Genomic DNA, 15090 nt, shown 5'->3' on the forward strand with positions numbered 1-15090 from the left:
GAATGAATCCATGACCTCTATAAAAGATAACAACGAAAATGAACGGATAGATGAAGCATGGCAAAAGCTCACATCCAAGCTCCAGAAAGAGGAGATGAGCCCCAAATGGGCAGCTTGGGCGTCGAGCCAACTGGATATGAAGAAATCAGAAGAGCTAGAAATAGATCAAACAAATCGAGTTTCCACAAATACATTCAAAGGAGAGATGAGAGAAATGAAGATAAATGAAGATAATAAGAACTTAATGAATAAGAATCAAGACAATAAGCCAAAGAGGAAGAAATCAAAGAGACATCCTGCTAAAAAGTGGATCAGCATCGCAGCTGCTGCAGCGATTGCCGGCGTGATGGTAGCAACACCTATTGGTGATAAAGCACTTGCTGCGATCCTTAATCAGTTCCGGATGGAGGAAGTCACATCGGTAGATGAAGGGGAACTGATGAACTTGTTCAACACGATCTCAGAAGGAGCCGGGGAGCAAGAGTTTATAAATAAGTATGGAACCTTTACGAGTGAATCTGGGGAGTACTTCAAAACGGAGAATAAGACAGCAGAGCAGATCGCGAATATGATCGGGTTACAGGCCGTAACTGATGAATTGATTGATCCGAAGCATTCTGGAATTGCGAACAGTTCACAGACGATAACGATGAAGCTGGATATACCTAAAGTGAATGCAACGATGAAACGACTGGGAGCAGATGATCTTATGCCAAAATCACTAGATGGTCAGGTCATTACATTCGAGGTCCCGGCAACGCTATATCAGATCTATCAAACAGATGACAATGAAAAAAGCGCATCTCTATATCAACAAAAAATTCCGACAGTTAACGTAGACTCTTCTGTGGCAATTGAAGATGCAGTAAAAGCAGTGCTGAACTTTCCACTATTGCCAGATCGAATGAAGTCAGCAATCCAAACGGAACAGATATTGAACGGAAAACTGCCGATTCCAGTAATTACTAATGGTACTGTTGAGAAAATAAGTGTTGATGGCAATTCTGTCATTTTAGAACAGAATAGTGACAATTACTATGGAGAATCAGGTAAAGAAGAGATTGTTAATTATACGGCTACATGGACTAAAAATGATGTGGTGTATCGCTTGAAGGGGTACACTTTGTTCGATACAAAAGAGAAAATGATCGAAGAAATCAAGGAGCTGATGAACCAGTGACAGCAGCTATTCATACCGAAGGATTGACGAAAGAGTTCGATAATGGTCGTGGTTGCCGTGATGTATCGATCACCGTTCAGAAAGGGGAAGCCTTTGGCTTCCTCGGCCCGAATGGAGCAGGGAAGAGCACTTTTGTGAAAATGCTGGTTGGTCTGATTCATCCTACAGAGGGAACGGCAACCATCTTTGGACATCCGATTCATAGTCTGGAAGCGAAGAAGCGGATTGGTTACTTGCCGGAGTTATTCAGGTATCAAGAATGGCTGACAGGAGAAGAGGTAATTAAACTTCATGCAAAACTATGCGGAGTAGATACAAAAACAGCCAAAGAGCGAATTCCAAAATTGCTTGATGAGGTAGGACTTGGCAGCCGGGGAAAAGGCAAGATTAAGAACTATTCTAAAGGGATGCAGCAACGTCTTGGACTTGCGGCAGCGCTTGTTAGTGATCCGGATATTATCTTTCTGGACGAACCTTCTTCAGCCCTTGATCCTGTTGGGCGTAAAGAGGTTCGCTCTATTCTGATGAAATTGAAAGCAGAAGGTAAGACCATCTTCTTGAACTCCCACATGCTTGAGGATGTAGAAGCGGTATGTGACCAGATTGCACTACTTAATAATGGGGAGATTCTACGTACGGGCGATGTAGGAAATGTCCTTCAGCAAAAAGTAACCTATCGCTTTAAAGTAAGCGGGTATACACCGCTTGTTAGAACTTGGCTTCAGGATGAAACGGGTTTTGAATTTGAAGTAGAAACGGTACATAAGCCGGATTCTTCTACTAATACAGCGCAGCAAGAACTTGTTATTTCAGGACATGATACGGTCTGGCTCAAAGCCGAATTACAGAATGAAGAACAGGCGGGATGGATTAATTCATTACTCATTGAACAAGGGCTTACGCTTTATGAAGTTGGGAAAGAGAGTGGTAAATTGGAAGACTGGTTCTTAACGGCAGTGAAGGGGCTTAGTCATCGGGGGGAACGAGACGTATGATGCTCATTATGCAGATGACCTGGAAAGAGATGATTCGTAAGCGGGTTATGGTGCTCGCTATGATTCTTACGATACTATTCCTCATTGCTTACTGGTTTATTGCGGATGCTGTCGCAGGAAGTGAGAGCTTTGGGATGTTTTCGGATGACAATTCTATCATTACTAACTATACGACGGGAGTTCTCATGATGATGATCGGCTTCTTCTTTGCTGGTTTTGTCATTGCGCTGCTCTCCATCTTTAGCTCATTCTCTTCGATCGCTGGGGAAGCGGAGCAAGGAGTCATGCAGGCGCTGCTTACACGTCCGATATCAAGAACACAGTTTTATATTGGGCGGTGGCTCGGATTTGTCACGTTGCTCTGCTGTTATACGCTGATTTTATATACAGCAATTATGGTCATTACGGATATCCATGCAGCAATCCCTAAAGACTTTATGGTTCATGTTAAGGCACTGCTCTTGCTTGCGCTCATTATTGTTCTGCTCGTTTCACTTACGATGCTCGGTTCTACTAAATTTTCATCGCTCGGAAACGGTGTGTTTATAACCATGTTATTTGGAGCAGGCTGGCTTGGCGGTATGCTGGAGAAGGTGCAGAAGATCGGGATTTTTGAGGCCTTTGGCGCAGAAGAAATCGGTAATACGCTGTCTAATATTTCGGGACTCATGTCCATCATTATGCCAGTGGATGCGTTGCAGCGAAAAATGATGCATGGACTCATCGGTCTTGATGAACTAGGCAGTATCGTTAATGTAAGCCATATGATATCCGGATTTTTCATCGGAGATGTTCCATCGGGCACCTTTGTGATCTATGCGATGCTATATGCTGCCATTGCTTTTGTATGGGGAGTCCTGCGATTCCGCAAGAAGGATTTATAAGGATATAATTTTAATTTCAATTAAGAATATTTACAGTTAAAGAAACTATAATTGATTTGAAATGATCGTAATAAAATCAATAATAAAATCAATAATTAAATGAATAAGACCATCGGGACAAAGAAGGAAGGCTGCTGCTTTGATCTCTTCTGCGCAGATTTTAAAGCTCTGATACTAGCGCAGGAAGAGATATTATGAAAAGCAGGAGACAACTTTGACCCGGTGGTTTTTTGTATATTTTAAAGTTCTATGCCGTAAATTTCTGCCTGTATAAATTAATTGTATTTCCCTTCCATATTTGGTATGATAGTGGCCTTCTCGCATTTCACCTTGTCTGAAGTAGACGCACGGCTGGCGTCTCAACCAAGCTTATCGGAGGTGTATTCATTGCTCTATTTCACTCTGGCCCGTAAGGCCTATGCAAGAAACTTGCAGTATCGCGGTGCACATATGGTGCACAATGTCGCAAGTGCTTTATTCGGTTATCTGTACGCCTGTATCTGGATTGGAATTGGGGAAGGGCGCTCTCTTGGAGAATACGGAACGCAGGGGATGGTCAGTTACATTGCATTTACGCAAGCATCTCTTTGGGTAACGTCTTTTCTTACGAATGGCCTGGGGATCCCGGAGTCTGTAAGAACAGGTCATATCTCTATGGATCTGATGAGGCCTGTCCATCTTTTTACACATCTCATGTCTAGAGAATGGGGGCAGATTCTCTATCAGTTTCTGTACAAGTCCATTCCTATCTATCTCGTGTATCTCATTGCCTTCAAGCTTAGGCTGCCAGAGAACGGAATGACGTATGTCTTAACCACGGCAAGTTTGTTCGGAGCTACTTACATGGGAATCTGTATCAACTATCTCATTGGAGTCACTGCGATGTGGACCACCGAATCAAGCTGGCTGCAATGGGCTAACCATGCACTTATTAATTTACTTGCGGGATTTTTCATCCCTATTGAATGGCTGCCTAAGATTCTCCAAACGATTGCCTGGTGGTCGCCCTATCCGTATCTTCTGTATGTACCGACTCGCATTTACCTTGGTTATGAGGATGGCTCTCTACTATTAGGAACCATGGTGTGGATGCTGCTGCTCACGCTGATTTGTTTTCTTGCTACCTACTATCTTCGCAGAAAAGTGGAGGTGCAGGGAGGATGAACACAAATACGGAGACACATTCATCACAAAAACATACCACTTTCTATCCACTTCGCACCTACTTAGAACTTTACGTATTACTGATCCGCACGAGCATTAAAAGTTCCATGCAATACAAACTCAATTTCTTTCTCGGTTCTTTTCTCGCCGCTTTTATTCAAATTGCTGAATTTCTGATGATTGCGATTGTGCTTCATCGGTTTGGAGCCATTCAAGGCTGGAATATCTATGAGGTTGGTTATCTATTTTCCATCATGACTTTATCAAAAACGGTGTACCGCTCCATTGCGAACGAAGTACATCATCTTGAAAAATATTTAGTCAGCGGAGATATGGACCAGCTGCTAACAAGACCGCTGCCCGTTCTTTTCACTCTACTGCCGCAGCGCTTTCGTATCATGCTCGGGGAGTGGCTGCAGGGAGGGTTTGTCTTTGGTTGGTCTATTCATGGAATGATGAATAGCGGTCAGATTGGATGGATTGCTGTACCTCAGTCATTATTTGTGATCTTGACGGGGGCCGTTCTTTTATTTTCCATTGGCCTTGCTACTGCGACTATTGGATTCTGGACGACAAGAATCAGCGAACTCCAGACATTTACGGAAGATGCAGCGGGTACGGCAGCAAGATTTCCACTCTCCCTTTATCCGAAATGGCTTGCCGGAATGCTCCTTTTTGTGCTGCCAGTAGGTCTAGTCAATTATGTACCTGCTCTTTATATCTTGAGAGGGGAATGGGGGCCGTGGATTTTTCTCATCATTCTATTGGCAGCGATAGGCTTTCTCACCCTCAGCCTGCGGTTTTGGAAATTTGGCATGACAAAATATCAGAGTACAGGTAGCTAAGGAGGCGTCGGGTATGATCGAAGTACAAGGCTTACATAAGGAGTTCAAAACGCCTGTCGTGAAAGACGGGAGTTTTGCGGGACTCCGCGCTTTATTTTCTAGAGAATACACGGTCAAACAAGCCGTTCAGAATATCAGTTTCCGGATTGAACCTGGAGAATTTGTAGGTTACATCGGGCCGAATGGTGCAGGAAAATCGACGACGATAAAAATGTTAGCAGGTATCCTTCATCCGAGTTCAGGAAACGTACGAGTAAATGGAATGGATCCGCATCAGCAGCGAAGACAAGTCGTAAGACGGCTTGGAGTGGTGTTTGGTCAGCGCAGTCAGTTGTGGTGGGACCTTCCGGTAAAAGACAGTTATGATATCCTCGCCAAAATGTACCGTGTGGATGATAAGGATAAACACGAACGGCTGGAAGAGTTTGCAGCTATTCTAGACCTGAAAGAATTCTGGGATACACCTGTACGCAAATTGTCGCTTGGACAGCGGATGCGTGCCGATCTAGGTGCAGCGATGCTTCATAATCCGGATATTCTGTTCCTTGATGAACCAACGATCGGGCTTGATGTGAATGCGAAGCGCAATATCCGCTCATTTTTGAAACTGTTGAACAAAGATTTCGGAAAAACGATTCTGCTGACAACCCATGACATGGATGATATCGAACAGCTATGCAGCAGAGTAATGGTCATTAATCATGGACAGCTTACTTATGATGGTACGGTGAAGTCTCTAAGGGAGAATATCGGTCTGCCTACTATTATAAAAGTATCGTATCTTGAGAATATCAAGAGTTCAAATGTTGCTAAATTTCATCACGAAGCGGTCAAGGTCATAGACCATACAGAGCGAACGATTACGGTAGAAGCCAATCGGAACCGCATTGGTACGATGCAAATCCTGGCTCAGCTTGGCGAATGGGGTGAACTTGCAGACGTAGAGATGCAGGAACCTGATTTTGAAGATGTGATTCATAAAGTATATTAGGTTCTACTGGAAGGTCATTTCCCGCCGTGGGAGTGGCCTTTTGTTGTTAATGAAGAAGTATTTTAAATGTATTTCTAAAAAGAAATGATGTTAAAGGCTTGCTTTTTTAACCGTTTTTTAAGACGATACTAGTAGAGTGGAATCCGCTTACATAAAAGATAAGATTTATATTTTATTACCTAGATAACGTAGGTGAAAGGTGTTCTAAAACGTTTTTAGCCTTTCTGTAATATCAATAGTGATTATGCTTGGAGGAGACGATATGTATTTAACGTATAACCGTCCAGCTAAGGAATGGACCGAAGCATTGCCGATTGGAAACGGAAGAATAGGGGCGATGGTGTTTGGGCGTGTGGAGCAAGAACGTTTACAGCTAAATGAAGATACATTATGGTCAGGTCCACCCAAGGATTGGAACAATCCGCGTGCCAAAGAAGTGCTTCCGAAGGTGAGACAACTTATTAAGGAAGAGAAATATGCGGAAGCAGACAAGCTAACGAAGGAAATGCTCGGAGCTTACACACAGTCTTATCTGCCTTTTGGAGATTTACAGATTACGTTTGATCATGGAGATATCACGTCCGATTATAACCGGAGACTGGATCTAACGGATGGAATAACAAAAACGAAATATCGTATCGCAGATACAACATACACACGGGAAATCTTTGTGTCTCATCCTGATCAGGTTATCGTTATTCACCTAGAAGCAAGTGTACCGGGAAGATTGTCTTTCCATGCGAGTCATAGCAGTCTTCTTCGTCATGAAACAGAGGCTGAAGAGAACCAGGCGATTATCAAAGGATACGCGCCCGAGATTGTGAATCCAAGTTATTACCCTGCAGATGATCCCATTCGTTATGGCAAATCAGGTGAGACGGATGCCATGCGTTTTGAAGGGAGACTCGCGATTCAGCATAAAGGAGGAAGTGCACGAGCGCAGGCTACTGGAATCAGGGTAGAAGGTGCAGATCAGGCGACTCTTTATTTTAGTTGTGCGACAAGCTTTAACGGTTATGACCGCTCTCCGGGAAAAGAAGGCAAAGATGAGTCTCTCCATGCACGAAATGATCTGGAAAAAGCCCTTGCGTATGAATATGAAGACCTGCGGAATCGTCACGTAGAAGATTATCAGGAGCTGTATAATCGGGTATCACTTGATCTGGGTCCAGCTTTGGAGTCAGAAGATCTGCCTACCGATGAGCGTATCGTAAAATATGGCGGGAAAGACCCGTATTTGGTTCAGCTTTTATTTCAATATGGCCGTTATTTACTGATATCAAGCTCGCGTCCAGGAACACAACCAGCCAATCTGCAAGGAATCTGGAATCACGAAACGAGAGCACCATGGAGCAGTAATTATACGCTGAACATCAATGCAGAAATGAATTATTGGCCAGCTGAAACAGCGAATTTATCCGAGTGCCATGAACCTCTAATCGATCTGATTACCAGACTTTCCGTTAATGGTAAGAAGACAGCAGAGATTAACTATGGCGCATGCGGATGGGTAGCTCACCATAATTCTGACCTATGGGGACAGACTGGACCGGTGGGTGCTTTTGGACATGGAGATCCGATATGGGCATTATGGCAGATGGGCGGAGTATGGCTGTGCCAGCATTTATATGAACATTATGTATTTACACAAGACACCGATTTCCTTAAAAATAAAGCGTATCCGATCATGAAGGAAGCGGCTTTGTTCTGTCTGGATTGGCTTATTCAAGGAGAGGATGGTTCTTGGTATACGGCACCTTCGACCTCCCCGGAGCATCGCTTCCGCGTGAATGGGGAACTACATCAGGTGACTACGACAGCGACAATGGACTTGGCTTTGATCCATGATCTATTCACGAATCTTATCGAAGTGACTGCTGTTCTCGGTGAAGATGAGGATTTTGCAAAAGAGCTCCAGCAGCGTAGAGATGAACTTCCTCCACTGCAGATTGGGAAGTATGGACAGCTGCAGGAATGGCTTCATGACTATGAAGACGAAGATGTTCACCATAGGCATGTGTCTCATCTTTTCGGTGTATACCCAGGGCGCCAGCTGACAGCAAAAGATACACCGAAGCTCATGGAGGCTGCGAAAGTATCTTTGCAGCGGCGCGGTGATGGAGGGACGGGCTGGAGTCTCGGCTGGAAAGTCGGACTGTGGGCACGTTTCAAAGATGGAAACCGGGCGCATCGCCTTATATCAAATCTGCTGCAGCTTGTAAGGGACGGTTCTGAACGCTATGAAAGCGGCGGCGTGTATCCGAACATGTTCGACGCACATCCGCCATTCCAAATTGATGGAAACTTTGCAGCAACATCAGGAATTATTGAGCTTCTTCTTCAGTCCCATCTAGGATATATTGAACTTTTGCCGGCACTTCCAGATGCTTGGGCGACAGGAAGTGTTCGCGGACTTCGCGCACGCGGAGGATACGAAGTTGCTATTTCGTGGACTGAAGGTAAGCTGAAAGAAGCAGAAATAAAGCCCGATCAATCCGGGACTTGTACCATTTGTATAGAAGGAATAAATACAGGAGTTCTTATTGTGAGAACAGCTGGCGGGTTGGAGGTAAGCACCACTGACCTGGGGAACGGACTTATTTCCTTCCTTGTAGAGGCAAAACAAAGCTATATTGTGACGGTGCAAAAAGGGGAGAAGGAATAGAAAGAACGTGATGTGATGACACGGATAATTAAAATGATGACACGGATATGGATAGAGAATCAGAGCAATTCTGAATCTCTATCCTTTTTTGTTTTTGTATAAACTACGCAATTAATAATACGATCTTGAAAAAAATGTCTGTCATTCCAGGAGATTATATGATAAATTGTCTTCTTCTTTTGTACAAAATTACCAATAAGATAGGAGGATTATATAATATATGAAAAAAAGGGTAACTGTCTTTGTACTCATATTTCTTTGTCTACTATTAATCGCCTTGCTAATTAACAAAAATAAGGCGGATAACGAGTCGGAATCAAAATATTACTTGAGTTTTGTTTCAAGCGTCCAGACCTTGGATCGTAGTTTGGATCTAATTCAAGAGGATCAAGAACCTGATAAAATTGCTGAAGGTATGTTTGATGTTTATACATCTTTCGTTTTTTCAAGCTTTCGCTTGGATCTTTTTAAAAGTAATGCTCCTCGATCTATTGATTTAGATATACTTGCTAACGACTTTTTATTACTAAGGACTCGATATGAACCACTCGTAAGAAATCAGATAACAAACAAAGATGATTTTAATTTTGAAGATCATGCCAAATTCAAAAGCCAAATTCATCTATTTGTAAACGAATTACCTGAAAAATATGAGAATTCTAAGGAATTTGTTGAAAAGCTTAATAAGGCCTCAGAGCATATCAAACCATTAATAAGTTAGTAATTAAGAATTATAGAGAATTATAGGGAATTTCCTATAGCTATCTTACTGTTTGCAAAAAAAATTACTGCACTTCATCCAATAGATATCATATAACGGATGAAGTGCAGTTTTTATATGGCTAAATTAAAGTGGAAACAGTTCGCATAAACTACGAGCGAATAGCTGTGGTGTTATCTTTTCCTTAAAGTGAGGTATAAAGGAACGGTAGCTTATCTCCCTGCTCTATAAAAATAATAGAAGAGGCCGATCGCGTAAGGGACAGAATGGGGATGAAGAAGCAGAGCGTTTGTATTTGGAGCTGGATGGTTACATCTAGAGGGACTACATGAGAATTCAGCTCCAACGATGATCGGAACTCCCATCTGTTCACTGGAGCATTTGAGCTCCACCGCTATCGGAACTCCCATCTGTTCACTGGAGCATTTGAGCTCCACCGCTATCGGAACTCCCATCTGTTCACTGGAGCATTTGAGCTCCACCGCTATCGGAACTCCCATCTGTTCACTGGAGCATTTGAGCTCCACCGCTATCGGAATTCACACCTGTCACTGGAACATTCGAGCTTCAACGACGATCAGAATCCCTATCTGCCACTGGAGTACTACAGCTTTTCATTCCCTCTTGGCAGCTTCCCTTATTTTGTGATATGATAGTTTCACCTTAGTAACATGGTAGCGAACTAAAGCGTTTTGAGATAGATACAACGGAGGGAAACAACATGAAAAAGTCACTATGGATTACACTGAGTTTAAGTTTAATGGTTGTTATTCTTGCAGCTTGCGGAAGTGATACAAGTGGAAGCGGGGCAGATAAGATTGTCATTGGTATTGACGATAAGTTTGCCCCGCTGGGATTTAGGGATGAGAAGAATGAGATTGTTGGATTCGATATAGATTATGCGAGAGCAGCAGTCGAAAAAATGGGTAAAGAAGTAGAGTTCCAACCCATCGACTGGTCTTCCAAAGAATCAGAGCTGAACAGCGGACGTATTGATCTGATCTGGAACGGCTATACGATTACAGAGGATCGCAAAGATAAAGTACTGTTTACGAAGCCTTATCTTAAAAATAGTCAGGTTGTCGTAACGCTGGCTGACTCACAACTTACAACACTTGCTGATCTTGCCGGGAAAAAAGTAGGGCTGCAAAATCTTTCTTCTGCATCCGATGCACTGAGTGAGAATCCAATCAAAGATCAGATCAAGAGTATATCCGAATTCCCCGATAATGTACTTGCTCTAAGTGATCTGAAGAGCGGTCGCCTCGATGCGGTTGTCATTGATGAAGTGGTAGCTGACTATTATATGTCTCTTGAAGAAGGAACGTATAAAATCTTGGATGAAACGTTGTCTCCAGAGGAATACGGAATCGGTGTGAAGAAGGGGAATGAAGAACTGCTGACAAGTCTGCAAACCGCAATAGACGAATTGATTGAAGAAGGAACAGCTACTACGATTTCGGAAAAATGGTTTGGAGAAGATAAGGTGCTTCGCTAAGCCTAGCTGACTCATATATAACACTGAATACAATCATATTAGAACTGATGTAAGAAATTCATTTAATAGGATTGAAAACCGGGAGTTTCTTATCCGGTTTTCTTTTTACTTAGGAGCCTGAGAAATATGACACTAGATTATCTTTGGAGTATTACACTTCCGATGCTCGAAGGTGCACGGACAACACTTTTACTATTTTTCGCAGCAATTATCTTGTCTATTCCGCTTGGATTTTTATTTACCCTGATGGCAAACAGTAAGTTTAAGCCGTTGTCTGCTTTTGCACATACGTACATTTATGTGATGCGAGGCACACCGCTGCTATTGCAATTATTGTTCTTCTGTTATGGACTACCTATGCTGCCTGTTATAGGGGAGCATCTCGTGATGGATCGTGCAGTTGCAGCAGGACTAGCGTTTATACTTAACTATGCTGCTTATTTTGCGGAAATTTTCAGAGGCGGCTTGCTGTCAATCGACAAGGGACAATATGAAGCTTCGCAGGTCCTTGGACTGAATAAATTTCAGACGTTAACCAAAGTTATCTTACCGCAGATGATTCGAGTTGTTCTTCCATCTACAGCAAATGAATCAATCACACTCGTGAAAGATACAGCATTATTGTACGCCGTAGCTGTACCGGAAGTACTTCATTTTGCACAAACGGCAGTGAACAGAGACGCAACGATCGTACCTTTTGCCATTGCCGCCATTATCTATTTATTAATGACACTTGTGCTGACGCTGATCTTCAAGGCGCTGGAGAGAAAGTACAAATTTGAATAAACAACAAAGGGATGTCTTGTAATGACAAATATGATAGAAGTGACAAATCTACAAAAATCGTTTGGTGATTTGCATGTGTTAAAGAAGATAGATTTTAATGTGAAGCCGGGAGAAGTAGTGGCTGTAATAGGCCCTTCGGGTTCTGGAAAAAGTACAATGCTTCGCAGCTTAGTGAATCTGGAACAGGTTAATGGAGGAAGCATTCGCATCGGTGGCGAAGCCATTGTATCGGATGGAAAGTATGTGAGTACGGCGGAAATCAAACGGATTACGGCTCGCATGGGCATGGTATTTCAGCACTTTAACCTGTTCCCACACTTAACAGTCAATGAGAATTTGGAGCTTGCTCCGAAAGTGGTGAAAAAAGAAAGCAAAGCAGCATTAAAGCCGCGGATGGCTGATCTGCTTGCGAAAGTGGGTCTTTCGGATAAAGGGGATGCGTATCCTGCTAATCTATCAGGCGGGCAAAAACAGCGTGTTGCCATTGCCAGAGCGCTGATGATGAACCCGGAAATCCTGCTTTTTGATGAACCTACTTCGGCGCTCGATCCTGAGCTGACAGGAGAAGTACTTCGCGTTATTCGTAAACTTGCTGATGAGAACATGACGATGATCATTGTTACGCACGAAATGAACTTTGCCCGTGACGTAGCGGACCGCGTAATCTTTATGGATCAAGGTGAGATTGCAGAAGAAGGAACTCCAGAACAAATCTTCGGCAATCCGAAGCTGGAGCGTACAAAAGCATTTCTTACTCGAAGCGAGTAGGGTAAAACGATGTAAAAATGAATAGGGATAAGGATCCCCTTTACCGAAAACAGCGTTAGGTACCTGTTTTTGGTGAAGGGGATTTTTTTGTAATTTAGTGATAATGATTAGCTTATCCTCCTTGGCAGTGTCTGCCTCTAGGTAGCTCCTATTGCATGTTTGTCATATAGCTGATGTTTGCGAAAAAGCAACATTTGAGATATTGATTGGTAGAAAATCTAACATGTTATATTTTATTTTGCAAAAGATATTGAATTTAACAGAAAAATTACATACAATTATTTCCATAATAAAAGTCCGAAATCATATACCGACACTTTCTTCTTATCATTTCACTCTATAATCACTTTTTTAAAAGAAGCAGACTCGATTAATGATATAAAATATGACATGGGGAGTGGGGTCTGTTGGATAATCAACTTATGAGCATTGGTATGGTGAAGGAGTTAACCGGACTATCGGAGAGACAAATTAGATACTATGAAGAAAGGCAGCTTGTATTTCCGGCTAGAACGAAGGGAGGAAGCCGTAGATATTCTTATGAAGATGTACGTAAGATTAGAGAGATTAATCAGAAATTAAAGGAGGGATTTAATACGTTTGAACTGAAAGAGAAGAGAGGAAAGAAGAACCTAATGTAGAGAATACTTGATGCCGCTCTTCGAGCAGGTTACTTGGGATGCAAAAAACAGTGTGTTTTACGTTTATTTGCCATAATTCTGCAGTAAAATTCGGAATAGTAGTATATAATACAGATTATGTTTGTCCAATAATTGGAAATGATAATCCAAAGTACATGCATGAGGGAGTGCGGCTGGTTGTTAATACGTCGAATTAAACTAATCTTTTTTCCTTTAGGCTGTTTCTTTATCATCATCTCTTCTTGTATGCTAAGTACATCTCATAATGAACCGTTTATGTTTTTGTTTGCGGCTTTGTTTTTGAGCAGTGTTTTACTCGATGCCAAATTTCCAGTACTTAAAAAGTTTCAATGGCTGATGTTAGGGTTATTCCACTATTCTTCACAGCTGAATTGGTGCGTCATACTGTATTATATCTTGATGCTCAGCGTTTTTGACGAGAAAAAAAGTTATCGCAAAACGTTACCTATCTCTATTATGCTTATTATAGAGTACACGATCGTTCGCCTGACCTATGTCCCCATTGGTACTTACACCCTTTTTGTAACTATATTTGATCTCATCTCTGCTGTCGTTGTTGTCATTGTGTTTCATCATGTTCTGCGCGGGGAAGCAGAGAAACAAAAGCTTCTTGAGGAAAACAGCTATCTTGCCGCACATGATCCTTTGACAGGACTGCTTAATTATTTTGGTTATATGAATCAGATACAGGAACTTGTTAAAGAGAAACACTCCTTTTACCTGACGCTGCTTGATCTTCAGAACTTTAAATCTTTTAATCATGATGGGCTCGAAAGTGGAAATGAAGCCTTATCTACCGTTGGACAAGCACTCAAGTCTATATTCCCTAATGCATTCGGAATTTCGAGATATGCCGGCGATCGGTATGCGATTCTCATCCCCTCAGAATGTTACACTCCCTCGCATATTGCACAGCTGCTGGAACCCGATGAACTCGGTTATCAGGTGTCTTTCAGTATTACACATTATCCTGAAGAGACGGATGATCTCAATCAATTAATTCAAAGGGCAGAGGACAAGCTCTTTCGTATTCGCAGAGAACAATGGCTTCAGCGCGAAGAAGATTTATTTCGTTCAGAGAAAATGAAGGTAGTAGGTGAACTTGCTGCCGGAATGGCTCATGAAGTTCGTAATCCGCTAACCGCGATTCGAGGATTTGTTCAACTTTCTAAAGTACAATCCTATAACATTCAGCCTTGGTATGATGTCATCATGAGTGAGATCACGAGGGTTACCGAACTCACAGCAGAATTTTTACAATTCTCGAAACCGCATGCAAGTAACATGAGGGCGGAATCTTTAAAAGTATGTGTGGAGCGTGTCGTCTCCTTATCAGAATCGGATGCTATATCACGTGGACATGAACTGCTGCTAAATATTCAGGATGATTCACTTTACATCTATATGGACAGAGACAAGATCGTGCAAGTATTGCTGAATCTTGTGAAAAATGCGCTGGAAGCTATGGATACCCCGGGGCAGGTTAACCTTGAAGTCAGCAGATTAGAACAAAATGCAATCATACGGATTCAAGATACGGGCAGTGGTATACCACCAGAAATGCTACAGCAGATTTTTAATCCTTTTTATACAACAAAAGATGAGGGCACAGGTCTTGGACTTTCATTATGTCAAAAAATTGCGCAAGATCACGAGGGATCCATTACCGTACATAGTGTGCTGGGATCAGGTTCAACATTTACGTTAATACTCCCTTTATATGAACCTGCCGATGGGACATTTTCTATCTGATCAAGATTCGAAAAGTCTTTTTGCTTAGAAGAAGACAAAAACTCCACTTTAAGTGGAGCTTCAGACGGTAGGTAATCTAGATACAGAGCTTCAGACGGAGTAGGTAATTTATATGTAAAGCTTCAGATGGTAGGTGAATCTAGATGTAAAACTTCAGACGGCAGGCAAACTAGCCTAAA

14 protein-coding genes are annotated in these 15090 nt (G+C 42.3%); 13 read left to right on the forward strand and 1 reads right to left on the reverse strand.

Going from position 1 to position 15090, the window contains the following annotated elements; all coding sequences use genetic code 11:
* The first annotated feature begins 10 nt into the window (after positions 1 to 10).
* From QPK24_RS04305 to QPK24_RS04340, 8 genes are all read left to right on the forward strand, one after another.
* Positions 11 to 1180, forward strand: coding sequence for a hypothetical protein (locus QPK24_RS04305; RefSeq protein ID WP_285746442.1), 1170 nt, complete (start codon positions 11 to 13; stop codon positions 1178 to 1180).
* Positions 1177 to 2175, forward strand: a complete 999-nt coding sequence (locus QPK24_RS04310; protein WP_213532754.1) for an ABC transporter ATP-binding protein — start codon at positions 1177 to 1179, stop codon at positions 2173 to 2175. The genes QPK24_RS04305 and QPK24_RS04310 overlap by 4 nt, the downstream gene beginning before the upstream one ends.
* On the forward strand, positions 2172 to 3059 hold the full coding sequence (locus QPK24_RS04315; protein WP_285746443.1) for an ABC transporter permease subunit: 888 nt from the start codon (positions 2172 to 2174) through the stop codon (positions 3057 to 3059). Before QPK24_RS04310 ends, QPK24_RS04315 begins: the two co-directional genes overlap by 4 nt.
* Before the next feature lie 387 nt (positions 3060 to 3446).
* The gene (locus QPK24_RS04320) at positions 3447 to 4223 is read left to right on the forward strand and encodes an ABC transporter permease (protein ID WP_285746444.1); all 777 of its coding nucleotides are present in this window, start codon (positions 3447 to 3449) and stop codon (positions 4221 to 4223) included.
* Positions 4220 to 5068 carry an ABC transporter permease gene (locus QPK24_RS04325; RefSeq protein ID WP_213532757.1) on the forward strand — a complete coding sequence of 283 codons (849 nt, stop codon included), beginning with the start codon at positions 4220 to 4222 and terminating at the stop codon, positions 5066 to 5068. The genes QPK24_RS04320 and QPK24_RS04325 overlap by 4 nt, the downstream gene beginning before the upstream one ends.
* Before the next feature lie 13 nt (positions 5069 to 5081).
* Positions 5082 to 6059, forward strand: a complete 978-nt coding sequence (locus QPK24_RS04330) for an ABC transporter ATP-binding protein (RefSeq protein ID WP_285746445.1) — start codon at positions 5082 to 5084, stop codon at positions 6057 to 6059.
* Positions 6060 to 6321: 262 nt separating this feature from the next.
* Complete coding sequence (locus QPK24_RS04335; protein WP_285746446.1) at positions 6322 to 8724, forward strand: glycoside hydrolase family 95 protein; 2403 nt, start codon at positions 6322 to 6324, stop codon at positions 8722 to 8724.
* 220 nt (positions 8725 to 8944) lie between these two features.
* Positions 8945 to 9445 (forward strand): hypothetical protein, encoded by a 501-nt coding sequence (locus QPK24_RS04340; RefSeq protein ID WP_285746447.1) that lies wholly within the window; start codon positions 8945 to 8947, stop codon positions 9443 to 9445.
* 212 nt (positions 9446 to 9657) lie between these two features.
* On the opposite strand, the gene QPK24_RS04345 is transcribed toward QPK24_RS04340, so the two are convergent.
* Positions 9658 to 9927 carry a hypothetical protein gene (locus QPK24_RS04345; protein WP_285746448.1) on the reverse strand — a complete coding sequence of 90 codons (270 nt, stop codon included), beginning with the start codon at positions 9925 to 9927 and terminating at the stop codon, positions 9658 to 9660.
* Between the two features lie 239 nt (positions 9928 to 10166).
* Here QPK24_RS04345 and QPK24_RS04350 point away from each other — a divergent pair, with 239 nt between their 5' ends.
* The 5 genes from QPK24_RS04350 (at position 10167) to QPK24_RS04370 (ending at position 14911) form a co-directional block, all read left to right on the forward strand.
* On the forward strand, positions 10167 to 10943 hold the full coding sequence (locus QPK24_RS04350; protein WP_285746449.1) for an amino acid ABC transporter substrate-binding protein: 777 nt from the start codon (positions 10167 to 10169) through the stop codon (positions 10941 to 10943).
* 126 nt (positions 10944 to 11069) lie between these two features.
* Complete coding sequence (locus QPK24_RS04355; RefSeq protein ID WP_285746450.1) at positions 11070 to 11729, forward strand: amino acid ABC transporter permease; 660 nt, start codon at positions 11070 to 11072, stop codon at positions 11727 to 11729.
* Positions 11730 to 11750: 21 nt separating this feature from the next.
* Positions 11751 to 12497: an amino acid ABC transporter ATP-binding protein gene (locus QPK24_RS04360; RefSeq protein WP_285746451.1), complete on the forward strand. Its 747-nt coding sequence runs from the start codon at positions 11751 to 11753 to the stop codon at positions 12495 to 12497.
* A 407-nt stretch (positions 12498 to 12904) separates the two neighbouring features.
* Positions 12905 to 13138 (forward strand): MerR family transcriptional regulator, encoded by a 234-nt coding sequence (locus QPK24_RS04365; RefSeq protein WP_285746452.1) that lies wholly within the window; start codon positions 12905 to 12907, stop codon positions 13136 to 13138.
* Between the two features lie 177 nt (positions 13139 to 13315).
* Positions 13316 to 14911: an ATP-binding protein gene (locus QPK24_RS04370; RefSeq protein ID WP_320416908.1), complete on the forward strand. Its 1596-nt coding sequence runs from the start codon at positions 13316 to 13318 to the stop codon at positions 14909 to 14911.
* The last annotated feature ends 179 nt before the right edge of the window (positions 14912 to 15090 follow it).

The organism is Paenibacillus polygoni (genome assembly GCF_030263935.1).
In the GTDB taxonomy this organism is placed as follows: Bacteria; Bacillota; Bacilli; order Paenibacillales; family Paenibacillaceae; genus Paenibacillus; species Paenibacillus polygoni.

What these genes read in the sequence shown, in the direction of transcription:
- QPK24_RS04305 (WP_285746442.1), top strand. Translation starts at nt 11, where the DNA reads ATGACCTCTATAAAAGATAACAACGAAAATGAACGGATAGATGAAGCA.
- QPK24_RS04315 (WP_285746443.1), top strand. Translation starts at nt 2,172, where the DNA reads ATGATGCTCATTATGCAGATGACCTGGAAAGAGATGATTCGTAAGCGG.
- QPK24_RS04325 (WP_213532757.1), top strand. Translation starts at nt 4,220, where the DNA reads ATGAACACAAATACGGAGACACATTCATCACAAAAACATACCACTTTC.
- QPK24_RS04330 (WP_285746445.1), top strand. Translation starts at nt 5,082, where the DNA reads ATGATCGAAGTACAAGGCTTACATAAGGAGTTCAAAACGCCTGTCGTG.
- QPK24_RS04335 (WP_285746446.1), top strand. Translation starts at nt 6,322, where the DNA reads ATGTATTTAACGTATAACCGTCCAGCTAAGGAATGGACCGAAGCATTG.
- QPK24_RS04340 (WP_285746447.1), top strand. Translation starts at nt 8,945, where the DNA reads ATGAAAAAAAGGGTAACTGTCTTTGTACTCATATTTCTTTGTCTACTA.
- QPK24_RS04350 (WP_285746449.1), top strand. Translation starts at nt 10,167, where the DNA reads ATGAAAAAGTCACTATGGATTACACTGAGTTTAAGTTTAATGGTTGTT.
- QPK24_RS04355 (WP_285746450.1), top strand. Translation starts at nt 11,070, where the DNA reads ATGACACTAGATTATCTTTGGAGTATTACACTTCCGATGCTCGAAGGT.
- QPK24_RS04360 (WP_285746451.1), top strand. Translation starts at nt 11,751, where the DNA reads ATGACAAATATGATAGAAGTGACAAATCTACAAAAATCGTTTGGTGAT.